Source organism: Micromonospora sp. NBRC 107095, from assembly GCF_030269705.1.
GTDB lineage: Bacteria > Actinomycetota > Actinomycetes > Mycobacteriales > Micromonosporaceae > Micromonospora > Micromonospora parva.
This window is the reverse complement of record NZ_BSTU01000002.1, coordinates 242,451-261,614: the sequence shown is the minus strand read 5'-3', so window position 1 is coordinate 261,614 and position 19,164 is coordinate 242,451. Positions and strand designations below refer to the sequence as shown.

The window sequence follows — 19,164 nt, the reverse complement described above, 5'->3', positions numbered from 1 at the left end:
TGTCGGGGTTACTCAGCGCTACCGCGACCGGGAGACTTGACAATAAGCCCGAACCACCCCGGTACGGGCGCAAGCGGAACGGGAGCAGCGATGGCGCTCGGAGCGGTGGCGGAACCGCCGGTACGACGGCGAGGAAGTGACTACGCACAGTTGTCACGACGGATCAGTCAGGCGGGCCTGCTGGAGCGGCGCCCCGGCTGGTACGCCACCCGCATCGTGTTCACCCTCGGTGCGTTCGTGGCCGGCTGGGTGGCCGTGTTCCTGCTCGGCGACTCCTGGTGGCAGCTCCCGCTGGCGGCGGTGATGGCGGTGGCCACCACCCAGGTCGCGTTCCTCGGCCACGACGCCGGGCACCGCCAGATGTTCCGTCGGCGTGGTCCCAGCGAACTGGTGGGTCTGTTCGCCGGCAACGCGGCGGTCGGGCTCAGCTACGGCTGGTGGGTCGACAAGCACAACCGGCACCACGCCAACCCGAACCACGAGGACGAGGACCCGGACGTCGGCGCGGGCGCCCTGGTGTGGACGCCCGAGCAGGCGCTGGAGACCCGGGGGATCGGTCGCTGGATGGCCAAGCGGCAGGCGTACCTCTTCTTCCCGATGCTCCTGCTGGAAGGGCTGAACCTGCACGTGTCGAGCATCCGGGCGATCGTCGGCCGGGAGCCGAACGGCGGGTACACCGTCCCGATGCGGCACCGGGCGGCCGAGGCGGCGCTGCTCCTCGCGCACACCGTCGGCTACATCGCGCTGCTGCTGGCCGTCATGTCCCCGGTCAAGGCGCTGCTCTTCGCCGTCGTGCACCAGGCGTTGTGGGGCCTCTACATGGGCTGCGCGTTCGCGCCGAACCACAAGGGCATGCCGATGCCGACCGCCGAGGACGAGTTGGACTTCCTGCGTAAGCAGGTGCTGACCTCCCGCAACGTGCGGGGCAGCCGGCTGGTGGACACTGCGCTCGGCGGTCTCAACTACCAGATCGAGCACCACCTGTTCCCGAACATGCCGCGCGCCAACCTGCGCCGGGCCCAGCCGATCGTCCGTGCCTACTGCGTCGAGCAGGGCATCCCGTACGCCGAGACCGGGTTGGTCGAGTCGTACCGGCAGGCACTCGGTCATCTGCACGAGGTGGGGCGGCCGCTGCGCGGCTGAACACACCAGGGGAAGGCGGGGGCGGTGCCGGGTGGCACCGCCCCCGCCTGCGCGTACCGGGTCGATCGACACCCTGCTACCGCTGGTCGATGCCGTCCGTCGTCCCCGGTAGGGTCGGCGCATGGCAGACCTGCTCACCGCGGGAGCGGTGCGAGATGAGCTGGGCGGGCTGACGGGCTGGTCCCCGACCCGGCGGATCGACGACATCGTCGGGAGTGCGGCATGAGATTCGAGATCAGCAAGGTGCTGGACGCCATCGAGGGGCGGGTCTGCACCGACCCGTCGCTGGCCCGGGCCGTGGTCGACCTGGCCGAGGTGATCCGCTACCAGGACATCGATGGTGGTCGGCCGGCCAGCCTGCTGCGCCTCGGCATGGTCATCGACGCGCTCTCCCGCGAGTTGGAGGAAGACAGCGTCCAGGTCTACGCGGTGGTGCACCGGGCGTTGCTCTCCGACGCGGACCTCACCTCCAACGAGCGGATGGTGGTCCGGCGCTGGGCCGACGACGGGCTCGTCGAGGTGCTCGACAACCCGGGTGACCGGATGTTGGAGGTCGCCGACCTACTCGGTCTGCCGGTGCTCAGCCGGGTCCGCTTCGACGGGTTGCGCGGTCGGTTCCCGTGGCTGGTCGAGCAGCCCGGTCGGGTGGTCGCTCCGGTGCCCGGCGCCGGTGGGCCGGTGTTCATCGCGCACGTCGGCGGGGGTCACGCGCCGGTGGCCGGCAAGCGTTCGCCGACCGGCGTAAAGCTGCTGGCCCGCCAGTGGCGCTGCCCGGAGTCGGGCTGCGCGTTGTTCGGCGGTGGTGGTGGGGGCGGCGCGTTCGCCGACCTGGCCGGCGGCGCCGACCGCAGCCCTGCCGCGCAGCCGCCGCCCGCGCTGCGCAACGGCGTGCCGACCTGCCCCCGGCACGGCGCACGGCTCGGCGACGCCGGGCCGCGCCCGCGTACCGAGGTGCTCGCGGTGCGCGTCGGCGGCCTCGTCCGGCGGCGGTTCGTGCTCAGCGAGGAGCAGCCGGTGGTGGCTGGCCGGGCCCCCGAGCAGGACGGCGGGATCATGCTCGGGCAGTGGCTCAACGACGAGGCCCGACGCTGGATCAGCCGTGGTCACGTCCGCTTCGAGCTGCGGGTCGGCGAGGTCATCGTGACCGACGTCAGCACCAACGGTTCCGGCATCCGCCCGGCCGGTTCGATGGCCGAGTCGGACCGGATTCCGCTGGCCCCGCAGCAGTCCCGGGTGCTCGGTGAGAACGACATGGTGGAGCTGTACCCCGGCGTGCAGATCGGCCGCGCCGAGGAGTTGCCCACCGGTGCCCCGTTCACCCCCACCTCGGTGATGGCCGAGGCCCCCACGATGGCCATGCGCCTACCCCGCCCCTAACCCCTCCGGACGCCCAACCCGGTTGATCATGAAGTTGTTGCCACGACACGCCGCGGTGCCGGGCAACAACTTCATGATCAACGTGGGGTTACCCGGCCAGCACCTCGGCGAGGGCGGTCACCGCCAGGTCGATCTCCTCCTCGGTGATCACCAGCGGTGGGGCGAGTCGGATGGTGGAGCCGTGGGTGTCCTTGGCCAGCACGCCGCGCTCCATCAGGCGCTCGCACGCCTCCCGGCCGCTCATCAGCGCCGGGTCGATGTCCAGACCGGCCCACAGGCCACGGACGCGAACCCCGACCAGGCCCTTGCCGACCAGCCCTTCCAGGCCGGCCCGCAACCGCTCACCCAGCTCGGCCGAGCGGCGCTGGAACTCGCCGGTGGCCAGCAGCCGGACCACCTCGATCGCCACCGCGCAGGCAAGCGGGTTGCCGCCGAAGGTGGAGCCGTGCTGGCCCGGCTTGAGCACGCCGAGCACGTCCGCGTTCGCGGCCACCGCGGACACCGGCACGATGCCGCCGCCCAGCGCCTTGCCCAGCAGGTACATGTCGGGCACGACGCCCTCGTGGTCACAGGCGAAGGTCGCGCCGGTACGCCCCAGACCGGACTGGATCTCGTCGGCGATGAACAGCACGTCGCGCTCGGTGCAGATCTGCCGTACGCCGGGCAGGTAGCCCTCCGGCGGCACCACCACACCCTGCTCACCCTGGATCGGCTCCAGCAGCACGGCCACCGTGTTCTCGTCGATCGCCGCGGTCAGCGCGTCCAGGTCGCCGTACGGCACGACGGTGAACCCCGGGGTGTACGGCCCGAAGTCGGCGCGGGCGTCCTCGTCGGTGGAGAAGCTGACGATGGTGGTGGTCCGCCCGTGGAAGTTGCCCTCGGCGACCACGATGTTGGCCTGACCGGGGGCCACGCCCTTGACCTGGTAGCCCCACTTGCGGGCCACCTTGATGCCGGTCTCCACCGCCTCGGCGCCGGTGTTCATCGGCAGCACGAGGTCCTTGCCGCACAGCTCGGCCAGCTCCCGGCAGAAGTCGGCGAACTGGTCGTGGATGAACGCCCGGCTGGTCAGCGTGAGCCGGTCCAGTTGGGCGTGCGCGGCGGCGATCAGCTGCGGGTGCCGGTGACCGAAGTTCAGCGCGGAGTAGCCGGCGAGGCAGTCCAGGTAGCGCTTGCCGTCCACGTCGGTGAGCCACGCGCCCTCCGCCGACGAGATCACCACCGGCAGCGGGTGGTAGTTGTGCGCCGTCCAGCGCTCGGCGTCCCGGACCGCTCCCGGCGTCCGCAGGATGTCATCCACGATCACTTGCTTGCCTTTCCCTGACGGAGTCGCAGTGTGCAGCACTTCGGTCCGCCGCCGGCCTTACGCAGCTCGGACAGGTCGACACCGATGGTTTCGTAGCCCCGGTCGCGCAGCTTGGCGGCCAGGTCGGTGGCCTGCGCGGGCAGCACCACGTGCCGTCCGTCGCTGACCGCGTTCAGCCCGAGCACCTCGGCGTCGGCCATGGTGGCGTGCACCGCGTCGGGGAAGAGCCTGCGCAGCACCGCCCGGCTGCCCGGGGAGAACGCCTCGGGCAGGTACGCCACGGTCCGCTCGTCGAGCACTGTCAGCGCGGTGTCCAGGTGGTAGAAGCGCGGGTCGACCAGTTGCATGGTGATCACCGGGTAGCCGAAGACCTCCTGCAACTGGGCGTGTGCGGCGTGTGCCGTGCGGAAGCCGGTGCCGGCGAGCAGGTAATCACCGGCCAGTAGGACGTCGCCCTCACCCTCGTTGACGTGCTTCGGGTCGTACATCTCGAAGCCGGCGGCCTCGAACCAGGCCCGGTACGCCGGCGCCTCGTCGGCGCGCTGCGGGTCACGGAACTGCACCGCCATCGCCTTGCCGTCGATCACGGTGCCGCCGTTGGCGGCGAAGACCATGTCGGGCAGGCCGGGCACCGGAGTGATCTCCTCGACGGTGTGGCCCAGGTCAAGGTACGTCTGGCGCAGCTGCTCCCACTGCCGCACGGCCAGCGCGGCGTCGACCGGCGCGCTCGGGTCCATCCAGGGGTTGATGGCGTAGTCGACGGCGAAGTACGTCGGCCGGCACATCAACAGGCGCTGGCTGGTGGCGTCCATCGTCATTGTCCTGCTCCCAGGGGTCGGGCGCGCCCGGCCACCGTGGCCCACGGGCTGGCGCCGTGGCTCAACGTTATGCGGCGTCAGCGGCAGGATCCACCACCGAGAGTTGCGCAGACCGAAGATTCGTTGCGTCTGAGCGGCACGGAGCTACCAATCGTTGCGCGGTGGCAGCGCGGGTTGGGGTTTCGTGTTTCCGGCCACCCGCCGCAGGGCCTTCGCAGGGCCTTTGCTCTGCTGCCTTAGGTGCGCCAGCCCGCGGGCCCGGGCGTCGGGCCTGCGAGTGGCGCATTGGGGGCAGCAGAGCAAAGGTGGCAGGCAGGGGTGCGCGGCCCCGTCGCTGTCCGCAGGGCTTCAGCTCGGGCCGGCGAGCCATCCCGAGGAAAGGCACTGCCAGACCCCGGACACACTTCAGGGGCGGCGAACCGCCGCCCCTGAAAGGGTGTCTCCCGGCCGGTGAACCACCGGACTGGTCGGGCTGCCGGCGAACCGCCGGCTGTTCGCCGGTGCATCACCGGCGAGCGGAACAGTGCCCGCTAGAAACGATCGACAAACTGTGAGTCAAGCCACTCCCGGAAGCGCTGCACCCAGTCGCCGTCGGTGGTCGGCCAGTCGAACTGGCCGGTCATCGCGAGCACCCCGATCACGACCGCGGCCAACCCGATCAGCACGCCGAAGAGCGCGTCGGTAGTGCCGGCGACGTGCCGACGGCGGGTGGCCATCAGGCCGAGCACGGCGAGCACCGCACCGAACGCGCCGAGGCCGATGCCGTACCCGGCCAGGGTGCCGGTCAGCACGAACATCGCGCCGGCGACCGAGACGATCAGGCCGAGGGTGGCGAGCAGGCTGGCCCGCGGCTTCGGGCCACGCGTCACCGGCGGCTCGGGCGTGGCGACGCCCGGGGTCGGGTCGACGGGGCGGTCCGTGGTGACCCGGTCGGTGGTGTCGGGCCGCCGGGTGACGCTGTCGCGCTCGGCGGTGCGCGACGTGCTCGGGGCGGCGGCGGGCCGGGAGTCGGTCTGAACAGCCGGTGCGGTGCCGGTGCGGGGCTCGGAGGCGACCGGGCGGGTCGTGCCGTGCACGGGCTCGGGTGCGACGGGACGGGTGGCGCCGTTCGACGGTTCGGGCGCAACGGGGCGGGCGGTGCCGGCCTGGGGCTCGGGCTCCACCGGCCGTGCGGTGGCGGCGCGGGCCACCGCCGCCCGCTCGTTGGCCCGCCGCTCGGCCTCGCTGGTCTGGCCGTCGGTCTTACCGGCGCTGCGGTACGTCGTCTGGTCGGCGTCGCGGTCGGTGACCACCGGCCGGCCGGCGTCGTCACTGGTCGGGCCGGTCTCGGTGACCGCGGTGTCGCGGCCGTCGACGCGGCCGTCGAGGTTCTCGTCCCGCGTCGGTGCCGGCTCGGACCGGCGGGACAGCGAAGGAATCCTGACCACTACACACCTCCTGATGAATGCGTGGTGGCCGACGGGAAAGGGTGGCACCCACGCGGGTTCGCACCTCAGATACCCACCTGGGCGTTTCCTGACACCAATCCTGGGTACGAGCGCCGAGCCGGCCTTGATCAACTCGGCCTTTTGAAGGTCGCGGTGTCCCGCCTACGGGGAGACCCCGGTTTCCTGAAAGCCGAGTCGATCAACAGGGCGGGCCGACCCGAACAGCGCGGCCGATCAGCGCGCGGCCGGGTCGGGCGGGACTGGCTATCCTTGGCACCCGTGCCAGAGGGACACACGATCCACCGCCTGGCGGCCCGGCACGCCGAGCTGTTCGCCGGGGACAAGCTGCACGCCGCGAGCCCGCAGGGTCGTTTCGCCGAGGGTGCGGCCCGGCTCTCCGGGACCGTGCTGGAGGCCACCGAGGCGTACGGCAAGCACCTGCTGCACCACTACGCCGGCGAGTTGACCCTGCACGTACACCTCGGGCTGTACGGCAAGTTCGCCGACGGGCCGGGGGAGCCGCCGGAGCCGGTCGGCCAGGTGCGGCTGCGGCTGGCCAGCGACCGGCACTGGCTCGACCTGCGCGGCCCCACAGCCTGTGAGCTGCTCACGCCGCCCGAGGTGGCGGCACTGCGGGGCCGCCTCGGCCCGGATCCGTTACGCGACGACGCCGACCCGGAGCGGGCGTACGCCCGGATCTCGCGCAGTGCCACACCCCTCGCCGCGCTGCTGCTGGACCAGTCGGTGGTGGCCGGCACCGGCTTGATCTTCGTGACCGAGGCGCTGTTCCGGGCCGGGCTGCCGCCCACGATGCCCGGCCGGCAGCTGACCGGAGCCGGTTGGGACGCGCTCTGGGCCGACCTGGTCGGGCTGATGCGGCTCGCCGTGGAGCACGGCCGCATCGACACGGTTCGCGATGCGCACCTGCCCGAGGCGATGGGCCGCCCGGCCCGGGTGGACCGGCACGGTGGCGAGGTGTACGTCTACCGCCGCCCCGGGGCGCCCTGCCACGTCTGCGGCACCGAGGTCAGCCGTGGTGAGCTTGCCGGGCGCAACCTCTACTGGTGTCGTACCTGTCAGGTGGGTTGAGCCGGTCGCCCCGGCGCTTCCGGGCCTCAGCCGGCGTCGAGCAGCCAGCGGACCACCTCGATATTCTGCGCAAAGACGACGTCGTCGGCGACGCTCCAGGCCAGCGTGTGCCCGATCGTCCAACCCCGAGTCCGCTCCCGGTCCAGCCCCAGTTCGGCGCTGAGCCGGTCCAGCCGGTGCCGGACGGCGGCCGGCGAGTGACCCAACTCCTGGCCGCGCACCATCGGCACGACCGAGAACTCCCGTTCCCCGGTCAGCGGCTTCGGGTCGATCGCCAGCCACGGCCCCCGGTCAGCGGGGAGCGCGTCGGCGGCGAGCACGTTGCCGGCGTGCAGGTCCTGGTTGACCAGCACCTGCTCGCCCTGGCTCGACGCCAGGTCGCCGAGCAGGTCGAGCGCCGCGTCGAGCAGCCGTCGTTGGTACGGCCGGCCGGCCCGTTCCCAGGCTCGGGGCATCCGGTCGATCCAGCCGGCGGCCTCCTGCGCCAGCGGGGTGAACGGCGCGCCGGCCGGTCGCCAGAGCCGGGGGAGCAGCCCGATCACCGCGTCGAGCGCCCGGTCCGGCGGAAGGTCGTGCAGGGGAGTGCCGGGCTGGCAGCGTTCCAGCAGCAGGGCGCGCCGCCCGGGGTCGTGGGCGAGCAGGCGGACCGCCCCGTCGCCGTCCCAGTGGGCCAACGCGTCGGCCTCGTGCCGGCTCTCCTCGTCGGGGTACTGGAGCTTCAGCACCACCGCCGTGCCGTCGGGCAGCTGGGCGGGGAGCGCCAGGGAGGCGTACGCGTACCGGAAGGGTGGGTCTAGTCGCAGCGACCACCGCTCGGCGCACTCCGTCAGCCAGGTCGGGAGGGCGGCCAGCCAGGCGCGACCGGCGGGTGATCCGCGTACCCAGTCAAGTCCTTCGGGCAGATCCATCTGGTCCTCCTGGGCTGTCACGGCGTTCCTGTGCCGTCCACAGTGGCTAGCGTGGACGGGTGCAGATTGGCGAGGAGGATCGATGACCCCCGACGACGAGAAGTTTCTCCGCCAGGCCGTGGAGATCGCCAGGCGGGCTGGAGCGTCCGGCGAACGGCCGTTCGGCTCGCTGCTTGTCGACGCGGCCGGCGTGGTCCTGGTCGAGGACCACAACACAGTGGTCTCTGACGTGGACATCAGCGCGCATCCGGAGTTGAAGCTGGCCGTCTGGGCGGCTCGGGAGCTTCCGCCCGAGGTGGCTGCCGGCACCACCATGTTCACCAGTTGCCAGCCGTGCGGGATGTGTGCGACAGCGATCGAGCGGTCTGGCCTCGGCCGGGTGGTGTACGCGCTGTCCAGCGAGCAGTTCGAGGAGGTCAAGCCGGCCACCCCGGCGCTGCCTCCGGTCCGCTACGAGGGGCCGGCGCTGTTCGAGGAGGCACGTCGGCCGATCGACGACTACTACTGACCGCAGCTGACCCGCAGTGGTGTGACGCAGCCGGAATTGACAGTCGGCCGGCTGCCGGAGCAGGGTTGACCGGTGACAACGATGTCAACGGACAAAAGGGAAGGGATCGTGTGCATGATCCTCTCCCGGCCGCACCCGGTTCGCGGTGTCCCCTTGACGGTTTCCCGGCGCGGACCCGGCCTGTCCGCCGATCCTGGCCGTATGTCCCTTTCCTACCCAACGGTGACCAGCTGAGATGACCGACGTGCCCCGATCCGACCCCGCAACGACCCCCGCTCCGGCGGGGTCGACAGACCTGCTCGATCTGGACGACTTCCTCGCCGACCAGACCCGGACCTTGCTCGACACCGCCCGCCGCTCGGTACGGCCCGAGGGCGGCTTCTGGTGGTTGACCGACGACCGCACCCCGGATCGCGGCGAACCGATCCACACCTGGATCACCTGCCGGATGACCCACGTGGCCGCCCTCGCCCATCGCAACGGCGACCCGGACGCCGCCGCCCTGGTCGACCACGGGGTCGCCGCGCTCAGCACTCTGCTGCGCGACGACCGGTACGGCGGCTGGTTCAGCGCGGTGGACCAGCAGGGAGCACCCGTCAACGACCGCAAGGCCGGCTACGACCACGCGTTCGTGCTGCTCGCCGCCTCCAGCGCGGCGCGCGCCGGACGACCCGGCGCGGACCGCTTGCTCGCGGACGTGCTGGCCGTCGTGCGGGACCGGTTCTGGGACGAGGACGCCGGGGCGGTCCGCGAGTCGTGGAACCGCGACTGGACGGTCACCGAGGACTACCGGGGCGCCAACAGCAGCATGCACATGGTCGAGGCGTTCCTCGGCGCTACCGCCGCCACCGGCGACGCGAGCTGGGCCGACCGGGCCCTGCGGATCGCCACCCACCTCGTGCACGGTGAGGCGGCCCGGCACGACTGGCGGCTGCCCGAACACTTCACCACCGACTGGTCGCCGCTGCCCGACTACAACCGGGACCAGCCCGCCGACCCGTTCCGGCCGTACGGCTCCACCATCGGACACTGGCTGGAGTGGGCCCGGCTGCTGCTGGAGCTGGAGGCGGTGCTGCCGCAGCCACCCCGCTGGCTGCTCGCCGACGCCCGCGCCCTGTTCGCCGCCGCCGTGCGTCGCGGCTGGGCCGTCGACGGCGCGGACGGCTTCGTCTACACCATCGACTGGGACGACCGGCCGGTGGTGCGCTCCCGGATGCACTGGGTGCTCGCCGAGGCCGTCGGTGCGGCGATCACCCTGCACCGCCGCACCGGGGACGCGGTCTACCTCGACTGGTACCGGGTCTTCTGGGCGTACGCCCGCCGCTGCCTCATCGATCAGACCGGATGGCGGCACGAGTTGGACGCGCAGAACCGGCCCGCCGGCACGGTCTGGCACGGGCGACCGGACGTCTACCACGCCTACCAGGCGGTACTGCTGTCCCGCGCGGCCGACGGGCTCGGTGGCCCCGGCCCGCTCGCACCGGGGGAGGTGACCGCGTGATCGTCGTCGCGGGTGAGGCACTGATCGACCTTGTCGTCACCGCCGAGGGTCAGCGGGCGGTGCCGGGTGGCTCCCCGGCGAACGTCGCCGTGACCCTGGCCCGGCTCGACCAGCCGGTACGACTGCTGGCCCGGCTCGCCGACGACGAGTACGGTCGGCAGCTCGTCGAGCACCTGAGCGCCAACCGGGTGGACCTGGGGTGGGCGGTGCACGCCGAGGAGCCCACGTCGGTGGCGGTGGCCACGCTGAACGCCGCCGGGCAGGCCAGCTACGAGTTCCGGCTGGCCGGTGCGGCGGACTGGCAGTGGACGCCGCAGGAACTGCCCGAACTGGCCGCATCACCGGCGATCGCGTTGCACACCGGATCCCTCGCGCTCGCGCTGGCCCCCGGCGCGGAGGTGCTGGAGGGCCTGCTCGCCCGGGAACGCCAGCGGGACGCGCTCACCGTCTCCATCGACCTCAACCTGCGGCCGAGCATCGTCACGGACCGGGCGGCGGAGCAGCAGCGGGTACGCCGGCAGATTCGCCTCGCGCACCTGGTCAAGGCCAGCGACGAGGACCTGGCCTGGCTCTACCCGGACCGGTCGCTGGCCGACGTGATGACCGAGTGGCGGGCGGCCGGGGTGTCCTGCGCCGTGGTGACCCGGGGCGGCGAGGGCGCCTGGCTGCTCGCGCCCGACGGCTCGCTGCACGAGGAACCGGCGGTGCGGACCACGGTGGTCGACACCGTCGGTGCCGGCGACTCGTTCACCGGTGGTCTGCTGGCCGCACTGGCCGACCTCGACGCGCTCGGTGACCGGCCGGCCGACCGGCTCGCCGCGGTGACCGGGCCGCAGTGGGGCGTGGTCCTCCGGCAGGCCGCCACGGTGGCCGCGTTGACCTGCGCCCGCCGGGGCGCCAACCCACCAAGCCGCGCCGACCTCAAAGCCCTCCTGACCACCCCCCAAACCTGACCTCCACCCCACCCCCGCCCCGCGATCTTGCCCTTTCTGTCCCGACAGAAAGGGCATCGTGCCGGAAAACGGCAACCGAAACTGCAAGATCGCGGGTGCGGTGCGGGCCTGGGGCTTAGGGGTTAGGGGAGGCCGCGCTTCAGCAGGGTGGTGGGGAGGACCGTCGTGGAAGGTGGGGTGTCGTCGCCGGCTATCCGTTGGAACAGTCGCTCGGTGGCGACCCTCGCCAGCTCCCGGGTGTCGTACGCGACGACGGTCAGCGGCCGGGGCATCAGGTGGGCCAGTTCGAAGTCGTCGAAGCCGACCAGCGCGGCGTCACTGCCCCGTCGGTGCAGCTCCTGGAGCGCACCGACGGTGAGCCGGTTGTTGGCGCAGAAGAACGCGGTGGGCGGCTCCGGGAGGTCGAGGAGCGCGGCGACCGCCCGCCCGGCCTCCTCGGGAGCGATGAGCCGCTCGCGGACCAGCGAATCGTCCGGCTCGACTCCGGCGGCGTCCAGTGCCGCCCGGGCCCCGGTCAGCCGCTCACGCATGGTGGGCACGCTCGGCGCGCCGAGCAGCAGCCCGACCCGTCGGTGCCCCTCGTCGAGCAGCGCGTTGACCCCGGCCTGGCTGCCGCCCCGGTTGTCCAACAGCACGGAGTCGGCTTGCAGCCCCTGCGGCGGCCGGTCCAGGAACACCACCGGCATACCCAGCTCGACCTCACGCCGCAGGAACGAGTGGTCGAGGCCCGCCGGCACCACCAGGAGACCGTCGACCCGGCGTTGGGTGAAGTCCTGGAGCAGGGCGCGTTCCCGCTCCGGGTCCTCCTCCGAGGACGCGGTGATCAGCATGGTGCCGTGGGCGGCGGCGATCTCGGCAGCGACGCTGGCGATGGTCGCGTAGAACGGGTTGGCGATCTCCTCGATCAGCAGCCCGACGGTGGCGTTGAGCTGCCGGGAGCGCAGGTTACGAGCGATGTCGTTGCGCCGGAAGCCCAGCTCGGCGATGGCGGCCAGCACCCGGCCGACCAACTCCTGCCCCACCGGCTCGTCGTTGACGACCCGGGAGACCGTCTTCAGGCTGACGTCGGCCCGCCGGGCCACGTCGACCATGGTGGGGCGCCGACGCGTCGTCGGCCGGGTCGGGGTCTGGGTCACGGGGTGGTCCTCCACGGCGGGCGCGGGTCAACGGTCGAGCGCGGCGAGCGCGTCGACCGCTTTTCGGGCGGCGATGAGCACCGGATCCCACACCGGCGCGTACGGCGGAGCGTAGCCCAGGTCCAGCTGCGTCATATCGTCCACCGTCATGCCGTTCCACAGCGCCACGGCCAGCGTGTCGATCCGTTTGGCCGCCTCGGACCAACCGACGATCTGCGCGCCGAGCAACCGGCCGCTGGGACGCTCGGCGATCAGCTTGACCGTCATCGGCCGGGAACCGGGGTAGTAGCCGGCCCGGTTGGTCGACTCGGCGATCACCGAGACGAACTCGAAGCCGGCAGCTTTGGCGTCGCGTTCGCGCAGACCCGTCCGACCGACCTCCAGGTCGCAGACCTTGGTGACCGCCGTGCCGATCACGCCGGTGAAGGTGGCGTACTCGCCGCCGATGTTGATCCCGGCGACCCGGCCCTGCTTGTTGGCGTGCGTGCCGAGCGGCACGTGCACCGGCAGCCCGCTGACCCGGTGCAGGGTCTCCACGCAGTCGCCGGCCGCCCAGATCCCGGGGAGCCCGGGCACCCGCATCCGGCGGTCGACCCGGATCGCGCCGGTCGGCCCGAGGGGCAGCCCGGCCGCCTCGGCGAGCGCGGTGTTGGGGCGTACGCCGAGACCCAGGACGACGACGTCGGCCGGGATCGGACCCTCTTCGGTGACCACGGCGGACACCCGACCGTTGTGCTCCTCCAGGCCGGTCACCGGCAGGCTGCCCCGGATCGTGATGCCGAGACCGCGCATCGCGTCGGCGACCAGCTCGCCCATGTCGCTGTCCACCGTCGACATGGGCTGCTCGCCCGCCTCCACCAGGGTCACCGAGAGGCCGCGTTGGATCATGGCCTCGGCGATCTCGACGCCGATGTACCCACCGCCGATCACCACCGCCCGGCGCGGCTGCGGGTCGGCGTCGAGCCAGTCGCGCAGCGCCGCACCGTCGTCGAGGGTCTGCATGCCGAACACCCCGTGCGCGTCGGTGACCGCCCACGGCGGTTTCACCGGCACCGCGCCGGTGGCGTACATCAGGTCGTCGAAGCGCTCACGGACCTCGCCGCCGCCCTCCAGGTTCTGGGCCACCACCTCGCGGCGCTCCAGGTCGATGGTCGTGACCTCGTGGCGCATCCGGACGTCCATCGCGTGCTCCCGGCGGAAGACCTCCGGATCGCGGGCGATCAACGCCTCGGGGTCGGGCACCAGCCCGCTGATCCAGTACGGGATGCCGCACGCCGAGTAGGAGGTGAAGTGGCCGCGCTCGAAGACCATGATCTCCAGGTCGTCGCGACCACGGCGGCGTCGGGCCTGGGACGCCGCCGACATTCCGGCGGCGTCCCCGCCGATGACGATCAGCCGTTGGGCCACGGGTTCATCCTGTCACGCGACGATCAGCCGCGGGTCTGCCGCGCGACGTCCTGTACCACGTCGGTGAGTCGGCCGGTGCGCTCGAACACGGCGCGCTGCCGCGCCGCGCCGCTGCCGTGCCGGCGCAGCCCGGCCAGCAGGTCGGTCACCTCGGCCCAGTCGCCGTGCTCCTCCAGCGCCGGCCGCATCCGCTCGACGAACCGGTCCAGCAGCTCCCAGGCCGGGGCCAGCTCACCCGTGGTGACGTCGACGCCCTCACCTTCGAGGCCGTCGTGGGCGGCTCGCCAGTGCGCGCCGACCAGCAGGTGGTGGTCGGTCCGCAACGCCGGGCGGTCGGCCTCGACATCCGCCATGGCGGTGGCCACCAGCGCCCGGACCAGAGCGGCGACCAGCACCGCGTCGTCCACCGACGGGCAGACGTCGCCGATGCGCAGCTCCACCGTCGGGTACTTCGCCGACAGTCGGGCGTACCAGTAGAGCATCCCCTCGTCCAGCATCACCCCGGTGGAGATCAACTGGCGGATCAGCCGCTGGTAGTGCTCGTGCGACTCCAGGAACGGCGTCGGCGCCACCGACGGCCAGCGCTCCCACTCCACCGAACGCCAACTGGCGTAGCCGGTGTCCTCGCCGCGGGAGAACGGCGAGTTGGTGGTCACCGCGTGCAACATCGGCAGCCACGGCCGGACGTGGTTGAGCACCTGCACGCCGGTGTCCGGGTCGGGCACCCCCACGTGCACGTGCATCCCGTTGTTGCCGGGGCCGGGAACGAGCAGCCGGAACCGCTCGATCATCCGGTCGAAGCGGGGCTTGTCCACCACGGGCGGCACCGGGCCGTCCACCGGGCCGGTGCCGATGGCGAGCAGGCGTACGCCGGCCCGTTCGGCGGCGTCGGAGAGCGCCCGACGCAGGACGCCGAGGGAGTGCCGGATCGACGAGAGCTCCAGGCCGGGCGGGCTGCCGATCTCGATCTGACTGGTCTGGAACTCCCGCTCCACCTGCCCGCGGAGTTCGGCCGGAACCTGCTCCATGACCAGGTCCACGGCCGGAACCGCAGCCCCGGTGTGCGGGTCGACGAGCAGGAACTCCTCCTCGACACCCACGGTGAGCAATCCGGTCGCCGCAGCCATGTCGCTGGGCACCTCGGCCACCTGACCGGTCATCGACATCACCCGTCCGTTCCTCCCGTTCGCGGTCCGTCCGCGTCGGTCCGCCGTTGGTTACCCAACGTGGCGATGCCGGGAAACGTGGCGGCGGAACGTCGTGCTCGGGGCGGCCACCGGCTTCGACCGGGTGACGTGACAGCGGGTCCTATGCTGGGCCCGTGCCGGTGCTGCTGGGCTATGTCGGGGTCGCGTGGCTGTCCGCGTTCGCCCAGCTCACCCTGCTCGCGGGCCGCCCGGCCGACCTGCTCGCGGGTGCCGCGTTGACCGCCCTGGTGCTGCTCGCGGTGGTGCTGGCGGCCCGGGTCCGGGACCGGGCGGGCACGCCCGGTGTCGGGCCACGGTGGGCCGGTCTGCGGGCCCGCTCCCGAAGTCGCCGAATGCCCCGCCAGATCGACCCGGATGCGGCCGGTCGCCCTCGTCCCCGTGCTCCGGGGCACCCCTCGGCCGCGTAGCGCCCCGCCGCCGCGCGGTCGATCCCGCCGTCACCGGCCCCCTCGCTGAGCGGATACCGCCCGGGGGAGGCCTCACCGGAATCGGACCGAGGGGTTTCCCATGCTTGCCTTCGCACCACTGCACGACGTTGTCGGCGCTGCCGGCAGCGCGCTGTCCTGGCTCACCGAGCTGCTCGAACCGTTGGCCGGCGGCGCGGCGACCGCCGCCGCCATCGTGCTCTTCACCATCGCCGTCCGGCTGCTGATCTCGCCGCTGACCGTCGCGCAGGTCCGCGGCGAGCGGCGTCGCGCGGCGCTCGCCCCGCAGGTGCGCGACCTTCAGCAGCGGTACGCCGACGACCCGGCGACGCTTCAGCGCGAGGTGTTCACGTTGTACCGCGAGGCCGGCGCGAACCCGATCGCCGGCTGCCTGCCCTTGCTCCTTCAGGCGCCGTTCCTGCTGGTGCTGTACCGGTTGTTCAGCACCAGCGAGGGTGGCACCGGGTTGCTGGACGAGCGGCTGGCCGGGGTGCGGCTGGGTCACCATCTCAGCGACGGGCTGACCGGGGCGGCCGGGCCGCTCTTCGGCGTACTGCTGGTGGTGTTGCTGGCGGTGGCCTGGTGGTCGTCGCGGCGGGCCCGCCGGGCGTCGGCGGCGGTGGGCACGGTGGCCGGTACGCCGACCGAGGGGCCGGGTGCGGCCACGCTCGGCCGGTTGCTGCCCCTGCTGCCGTTCACGACGGTGCTGGTGGCGCTGGTGCTGCCGCTCGCCGCGGTGATCTACCTGGTGACCACGAGCGTGTGGTCGGCCATCGAGCAGGCGGTGCTCCGCCGCCCGCAGGCCGTTCCGGCGCCGGGTGGGCGCTGACGCGGATCAGCGGCCGGCGGTCACCGACCGCCGGTCGCCGCGGTCCCGACGCTTGCGGACCTTACGGATCACCCAACTGGCCACCATGACGGCGAAGACCGCGACGATCGCGTAGTTGAACCAGTCGCTGTAGCGCTCGACGTCCTGCCAGCGACTTCCGAGCGCGTAACCGGCGCCCACGATGAGACCGTTCCACACCCCGCTGCCGATGGTGGTGAGCAGGATGAACTCGCCGAGCGGCATCCGGTTGGCACCGGCCGGCACGGAGACCAGGCTGCGGACCACCGGCACCACCCGGCCGATCAGCACCGCCCACCGGCCGTGCCGCTCGAACCACCTGTCGGCCTTCTCCAGGTCGTCGCGGTCCACCAACGGGATGTGGTCCAACCAGCGCTTGAGTCGTTCCTCGCCGAGGGCCGCGCCCAGCCAGTAGAGCACCAACGCCCCGACCAGCGAGCCGACCGTCGCGGCCAGCACCACCACCACGACGTTGAACTCGCCCTCGTGGGCCAGGAAACCGGCCATCGCCAGCACGACCTCGCTGGGGATCGGCGGGACGATGCTCTCCAACGCCACCAGCAGCGCCACGCCGACCGGGCCCATCACCTCGATCACCGAGGCCACCCAGCCGGTCAACCCGGTGAACTCGGACGGGTCGCCAGCCTGGGCGTACGCCATTGTCGTCCTTCCGCGTCGGTGCTCGGGATCGTACGGTCATACCCACCGGAGCGGTCGTTACACCTCCGGGTGCAGGGCGGTGTCCGCCGGCCCCTGCCGCCAGCCGGTGAACACCACTGTCAGCCCGGCGCGGGACGGGGCGCAGCAGAACGGGCCGGCCACTGCGTCCGCCGCCGGGTCCAGCGGGACGAGCCGGACCAGTCGCCACGGCTCGTCGTCGACCCGGGCGCGGACCGTCAGCGCGTCGCCGGCCCGGCTGACCCGGACGGTCACCTCCCGACCCGCCCACTCCGGCACCGGCCCCACCGACCAGTCGGAGAACTCCCGGGTCACCACCGCGCCGAGCTGCACCTCCCCGTCGCTGATCTCGACGCCGGCCTTGGTCCAGGTGCGCTCGTCGACGCGGACGAACGCGCCGGCCTGGTCGAACTGCGCCGAGAAGTCGAGCCGGAAGCTCACCTCCATGGCGGTGTCCACCGGCAGCGGTGCCAGCAGGGCCGGGCCGTTGTCGTGGACGAAGCCGTAGCTGGTCCTGCGCCAGAAGTCGCTGTCCGCCGCCGGCTCGACGACCAGCTCACCGGCCGGGCCCTCCTCGACGCGTACCGGCGGGTGCAGCCAGGCACCCCGGGACCAGTCCAACGGTTCGCTCGGCGGTACCAGGTCGTTTCCCATGACAGGCACGATAACCAAGGGTTTGCCGCGGTGATCGATCGGAGATGTTTCTCCGGCATGGGTGACCGTTGGTATTCCGAAGCCGTCGTCTACTGCCTCGACATCGACACGTACGCCGACTCCGACGGCGACGGGGTCGGTGACATCCGTGGGTTGATCGGGAGGCTGGATTACCTGGCCCGGCTCGGCGTGACCTGCCTGTGGTTGCACCCGATCCACCCGTCACCGAACCGCGACGACGGCTACGACGTCACCGACTTCTACAACGTGGACCCGCGCTTCGGCACCCTCGGCGACTTCGCCGAGCTGCTGCACCAGGCGCAGAACCGGGGCATCCGGGTGATCATCGACCTGGTGGTCAACCACACCTCCGACGAGCACCCGTGGTTCCAGTCCGCCCGCTCGTCGCCGGACTCGCCGTACCGGGACTGGTTCGTCTGGTCCGACAGCGAGCCGGACGACCGGCACCAGGGCATGGTCTTCCCCGGCGAACAGAACGAGACCTGGAGCTACGACCGCACCGCCAAGGCGTGGTTCTACCACCGGTTCTACAAGTTCCAGCCCGACCTCAACTTCGCCAACCCGCAGGTCCGGGCCGAGGTCAAGAAGATCATGTCGTTCTGGCTCCAGCTCGGTGTCTCCGGCTTCCGAATGGACGCGGTGCCGTTCATCATCGAGCTGACCGAGCCCGGCAACCCGAACTCCCCGAAGGACTTCGAGTTCCTCACCGAGCTGCGCCAGCACGTCCAGTGGCGTCGCGGTGACGCCGTCCTGCTGGCCGAGGCGAACGTCGAGCCGGACCAGCTACCGACGTTCTTCGGCGACGCCAGCGGCTCCGGCAACCGGATCCACATGCTCTTCGACTTCATGCTCAACGGCCGACTCATGCTGGCCCTCGCCCGGCAGGATCCGGAGTCGCTGATCGAGGCGTTGCGCGACACCCCGAAGCTGCCGGTCGGTGGGCAGTGGGCCACCTTCCTGCGTAACCACGACGAGATCGACCTGTCCCGGCTCACCACCGAACAACGCAACCAGGTGTACGCGGAGTTCGGCCCGGACGAGAACATGCGCATCTACGACCGGGGCATCCGTCGCCGGTTCGCCCCGATGCTCGGTAACGACCGGCGGCGCATCGAACTGGCGTACGCCCTGCAGTTCTCGATGCGCGGCACGCCGGTGTTGCGCTACGGCGAGGAGATCGGGATGGGCGAGGATCTGTCGCTGCCCGGTCGGGAGGCGATCCGTACCCCGATGCAGTGGTCGTTCCAGCCGAATGCCGGCTTCTCCACGGCGGACCCGGAGAAGCTGGTCCGCCCGGTTATCGACAAGGGTGAGTTCGGCTACCAGAACGTCAACGTCACCGCCCAGCGGGGCGACCCGAGGTCGCTGCTCGGCTGGTTCGAGCGCATGATCCGTACGCTGCGGGAGGCTCCGGAGATCGGCTCCGGCTCGACGACCCACATCGACGTGGCGATGCCGCCCGGCGTGCTCGCGCACCGGGCCGACGGGCCGACGGGCACGATGGTCTTCCTGCACAACCTGGGCACCGACGACGTGGAGGTCGACCTCAGCAGTCTCGAGCCGGAGGCTGACCAGCCGATCGACGTGCTCGCCGACCGTGGCTACGGCGAGCTGGGCAAGCTCGGCGCGGTGAAGGTCTCCGGCCACGGATACCGGTGGATCCGGCTCTGCCGGGGCCGGGGCTTCTGAGGCACGGCGATCCGGTGTGTCGCGGAGCGCGTGGCAGCCATGGTCATCACCGATAACTAGCAGTGGAAG

18 protein-coding genes are annotated in these 19,164 nt (G+C 71.9%); 9 read left to right on the top strand and 9 right to left on the bottom strand.

Features of this window, described 5'->3' with window-relative positions; translation table 11 throughout:
- Positions 1–90 precede the first annotated feature (90 nt).
- Both QSK15_RS13500 and QSK15_RS13495 read left to right on the top strand, forming a co-directional pair.
- Positions 91–1,143 (top strand): fatty acid desaturase family protein, encoded by a 1,053-nt coding sequence (locus QSK15_RS13500; RefSeq protein ID WP_285794566.1) that lies wholly within the window; start codon positions 91–93, stop codon positions 1,141–1,143.
- Between the two features lie 222 nt (positions 1,144–1,365).
- Positions 1,366–2,520, top strand: a complete 1,155-nt coding sequence (locus QSK15_RS13495) for an FHA domain-containing protein (protein WP_030333055.1) — start codon at positions 1,366–1,368, stop codon at positions 2,518–2,520.
- An 88-nt stretch (positions 2,521–2,608) separates the two neighbouring features.
- Here QSK15_RS13495 and rocD read toward each other — a convergent pair whose 3' ends face one another.
- From rocD to QSK15_RS13480, 3 genes are all read right to left on the bottom strand, one after another.
- Positions 2,609–3,823, bottom strand: a complete 1,215-nt coding sequence (gene rocD, locus QSK15_RS13490) for an ornithine--oxo-acid transaminase (RefSeq protein WP_285795114.1) — start codon at positions 3,821–3,823, stop codon at positions 2,609–2,611.
- A complete protein-coding gene (gene ddaH, locus QSK15_RS13485; protein WP_285795113.1) occupies positions 3,823–4,638 on the bottom strand; it encodes a dimethylargininase in 816 nt (271 codons plus the stop codon). The genes rocD and ddaH overlap by 1 nt, the downstream gene beginning before the upstream one ends.
- A 536-nt stretch (positions 4,639–5,174) precedes the next feature.
- Positions 5,175–6,071 (bottom strand): thrombospondin, encoded by an 897-nt coding sequence (locus QSK15_RS13480; protein WP_285794565.1) that lies wholly within the window; start codon positions 6,069–6,071, stop codon positions 5,175–5,177.
- Positions 6,072–6,350: 279 nt separating this feature from the next.
- Here QSK15_RS13480 and QSK15_RS13475 point away from each other — a divergent pair, with 279 nt between their 5' ends.
- Positions 6,351–7,160 carry an Fpg/Nei family DNA glycosylase gene (locus QSK15_RS13475; RefSeq protein ID WP_285794564.1) on the top strand — a complete coding sequence of 270 codons (810 nt, stop codon included), beginning with the start codon at positions 6,351–6,353 and terminating at the stop codon, positions 7,158–7,160.
- Positions 7,161–7,186: 26 nt separating this feature from the next.
- Here the strand turns inward: QSK15_RS13475 and QSK15_RS13470 are convergent, their stop codons facing one another.
- Positions 7,187–8,068, bottom strand: coding sequence for an aminoglycoside phosphotransferase family protein (locus QSK15_RS13470; protein WP_285794563.1), 882 nt, complete (start codon positions 8,066–8,068; stop codon positions 7,187–7,189).
- An 82-nt stretch (positions 8,069–8,150) separates the two neighbouring features.
- On the opposite strand from QSK15_RS13470, the gene QSK15_RS13465 reads away from it, so the two are divergent.
- The 3 genes from QSK15_RS13465 (at position 8,151) to QSK15_RS13455 (ending at position 11,030) form a co-directional block, all read left to right on the top strand.
- A complete protein-coding gene (locus QSK15_RS13465) occupies positions 8,151–8,576 on the top strand; it encodes a nucleoside deaminase (RefSeq protein ID WP_285794562.1) in 426 nt (141 codons plus the stop codon).
- 235 nt (positions 8,577–8,811) lie between these two features.
- On the top strand, positions 8,812–10,077 hold the full coding sequence (locus tag QSK15_RS13460; RefSeq protein WP_352232178.1) for an AGE family epimerase/isomerase: 1,266 nt from the start codon (positions 8,812–8,814) through the stop codon (positions 10,075–10,077).
- On the top strand, positions 10,074–11,030 hold the full coding sequence (locus QSK15_RS13455) for a carbohydrate kinase family protein (protein WP_285794561.1): 957 nt from the start codon (positions 10,074–10,076) through the stop codon (positions 11,028–11,030). The genes QSK15_RS13460 and QSK15_RS13455 overlap by 4 nt, the downstream gene beginning before the upstream one ends.
- Before the next feature lie 122 nt (positions 11,031–11,152).
- Here the strand turns inward: QSK15_RS13455 and QSK15_RS13450 are convergent, their stop codons facing one another.
- Genes QSK15_RS13450 through QSK15_RS13440 form a run of 3 tightly spaced genes read right to left on the bottom strand, consistent with a single transcriptional unit; the run spans position 11,153 to position 14,733 of the window.
- Entirely contained in the window at positions 11,153–12,166 is a 1,014-nt protein-coding gene (locus QSK15_RS13450; RefSeq protein WP_377617166.1) for a LacI family DNA-binding transcriptional regulator, read from the bottom strand.
- A 27-nt stretch (positions 12,167–12,193) separates the two neighbouring features.
- On the bottom strand, positions 12,194–13,573 hold the full coding sequence (locus tag QSK15_RS13445) for an FAD-dependent oxidoreductase (RefSeq protein ID WP_285794560.1): 1,380 nt from the start codon (positions 13,571–13,573) through the stop codon (positions 12,194–12,196).
- A 23-nt stretch (positions 13,574–13,596) separates the two neighbouring features.
- Complete coding sequence (locus tag QSK15_RS13440) at positions 13,597–14,733, bottom strand: carboxylate-amine ligase (protein WP_285794559.1); 1,137 nt, start codon at positions 14,731–14,733, stop codon at positions 13,597–13,599.
- A 161-nt stretch (positions 14,734–14,894) separates the two neighbouring features.
- Between QSK15_RS13440 and QSK15_RS13435 the strand changes: the two genes are divergently transcribed.
- Both QSK15_RS13435 and QSK15_RS13430 read left to right on the top strand, forming a co-directional pair.
- Positions 14,895–15,188, top strand: coding sequence for a DUF6412 domain-containing protein (locus QSK15_RS13435; RefSeq protein WP_285794558.1), 294 nt, complete (start codon positions 14,895–14,897; stop codon positions 15,186–15,188).
- 100 nt (positions 15,189–15,288) lie between these two features.
- Positions 15,289–16,035: a YidC/Oxa1 family membrane protein insertase gene (locus QSK15_RS13430; RefSeq protein ID WP_285794557.1), complete on the top strand. Its 747-nt coding sequence runs from the start codon at positions 15,289–15,291 to the stop codon at positions 16,033–16,035.
- A gap of 6 nt (positions 16,036–16,041) precedes the next feature.
- On the opposite strand, the gene QSK15_RS13425 is transcribed toward QSK15_RS13430, so the two are convergent.
- Together QSK15_RS13425 and QSK15_RS13420 are read right to left on the bottom strand one after the other, a co-directional pair.
- Positions 16,042–16,713, bottom strand: a complete 672-nt coding sequence (locus QSK15_RS13425; RefSeq protein WP_285794556.1) for a DedA family protein — start codon at positions 16,711–16,713, stop codon at positions 16,042–16,044.
- A 57-nt stretch (positions 16,714–16,770) separates the two neighbouring features.
- Positions 16,771–17,385, bottom strand: coding sequence for a DUF1349 domain-containing protein (locus tag QSK15_RS13420; protein ID WP_030333085.1), 615 nt, complete (start codon positions 17,383–17,385; stop codon positions 16,771–16,773).
- Positions 17,386–17,442: 57 nt separating this feature from the next.
- Between QSK15_RS13420 and QSK15_RS13415 the strand changes: the two genes are divergently transcribed.
- Positions 17,443–19,095 carry an alpha-amylase family protein gene (locus QSK15_RS13415; RefSeq protein ID WP_285795111.1) on the top strand — a complete coding sequence of 551 codons (1,653 nt, stop codon included), beginning with the start codon at positions 17,443–17,445 and terminating at the stop codon, positions 19,093–19,095.
- The last annotated feature ends 69 nt before the right edge of the window (positions 19,096–19,164 follow it).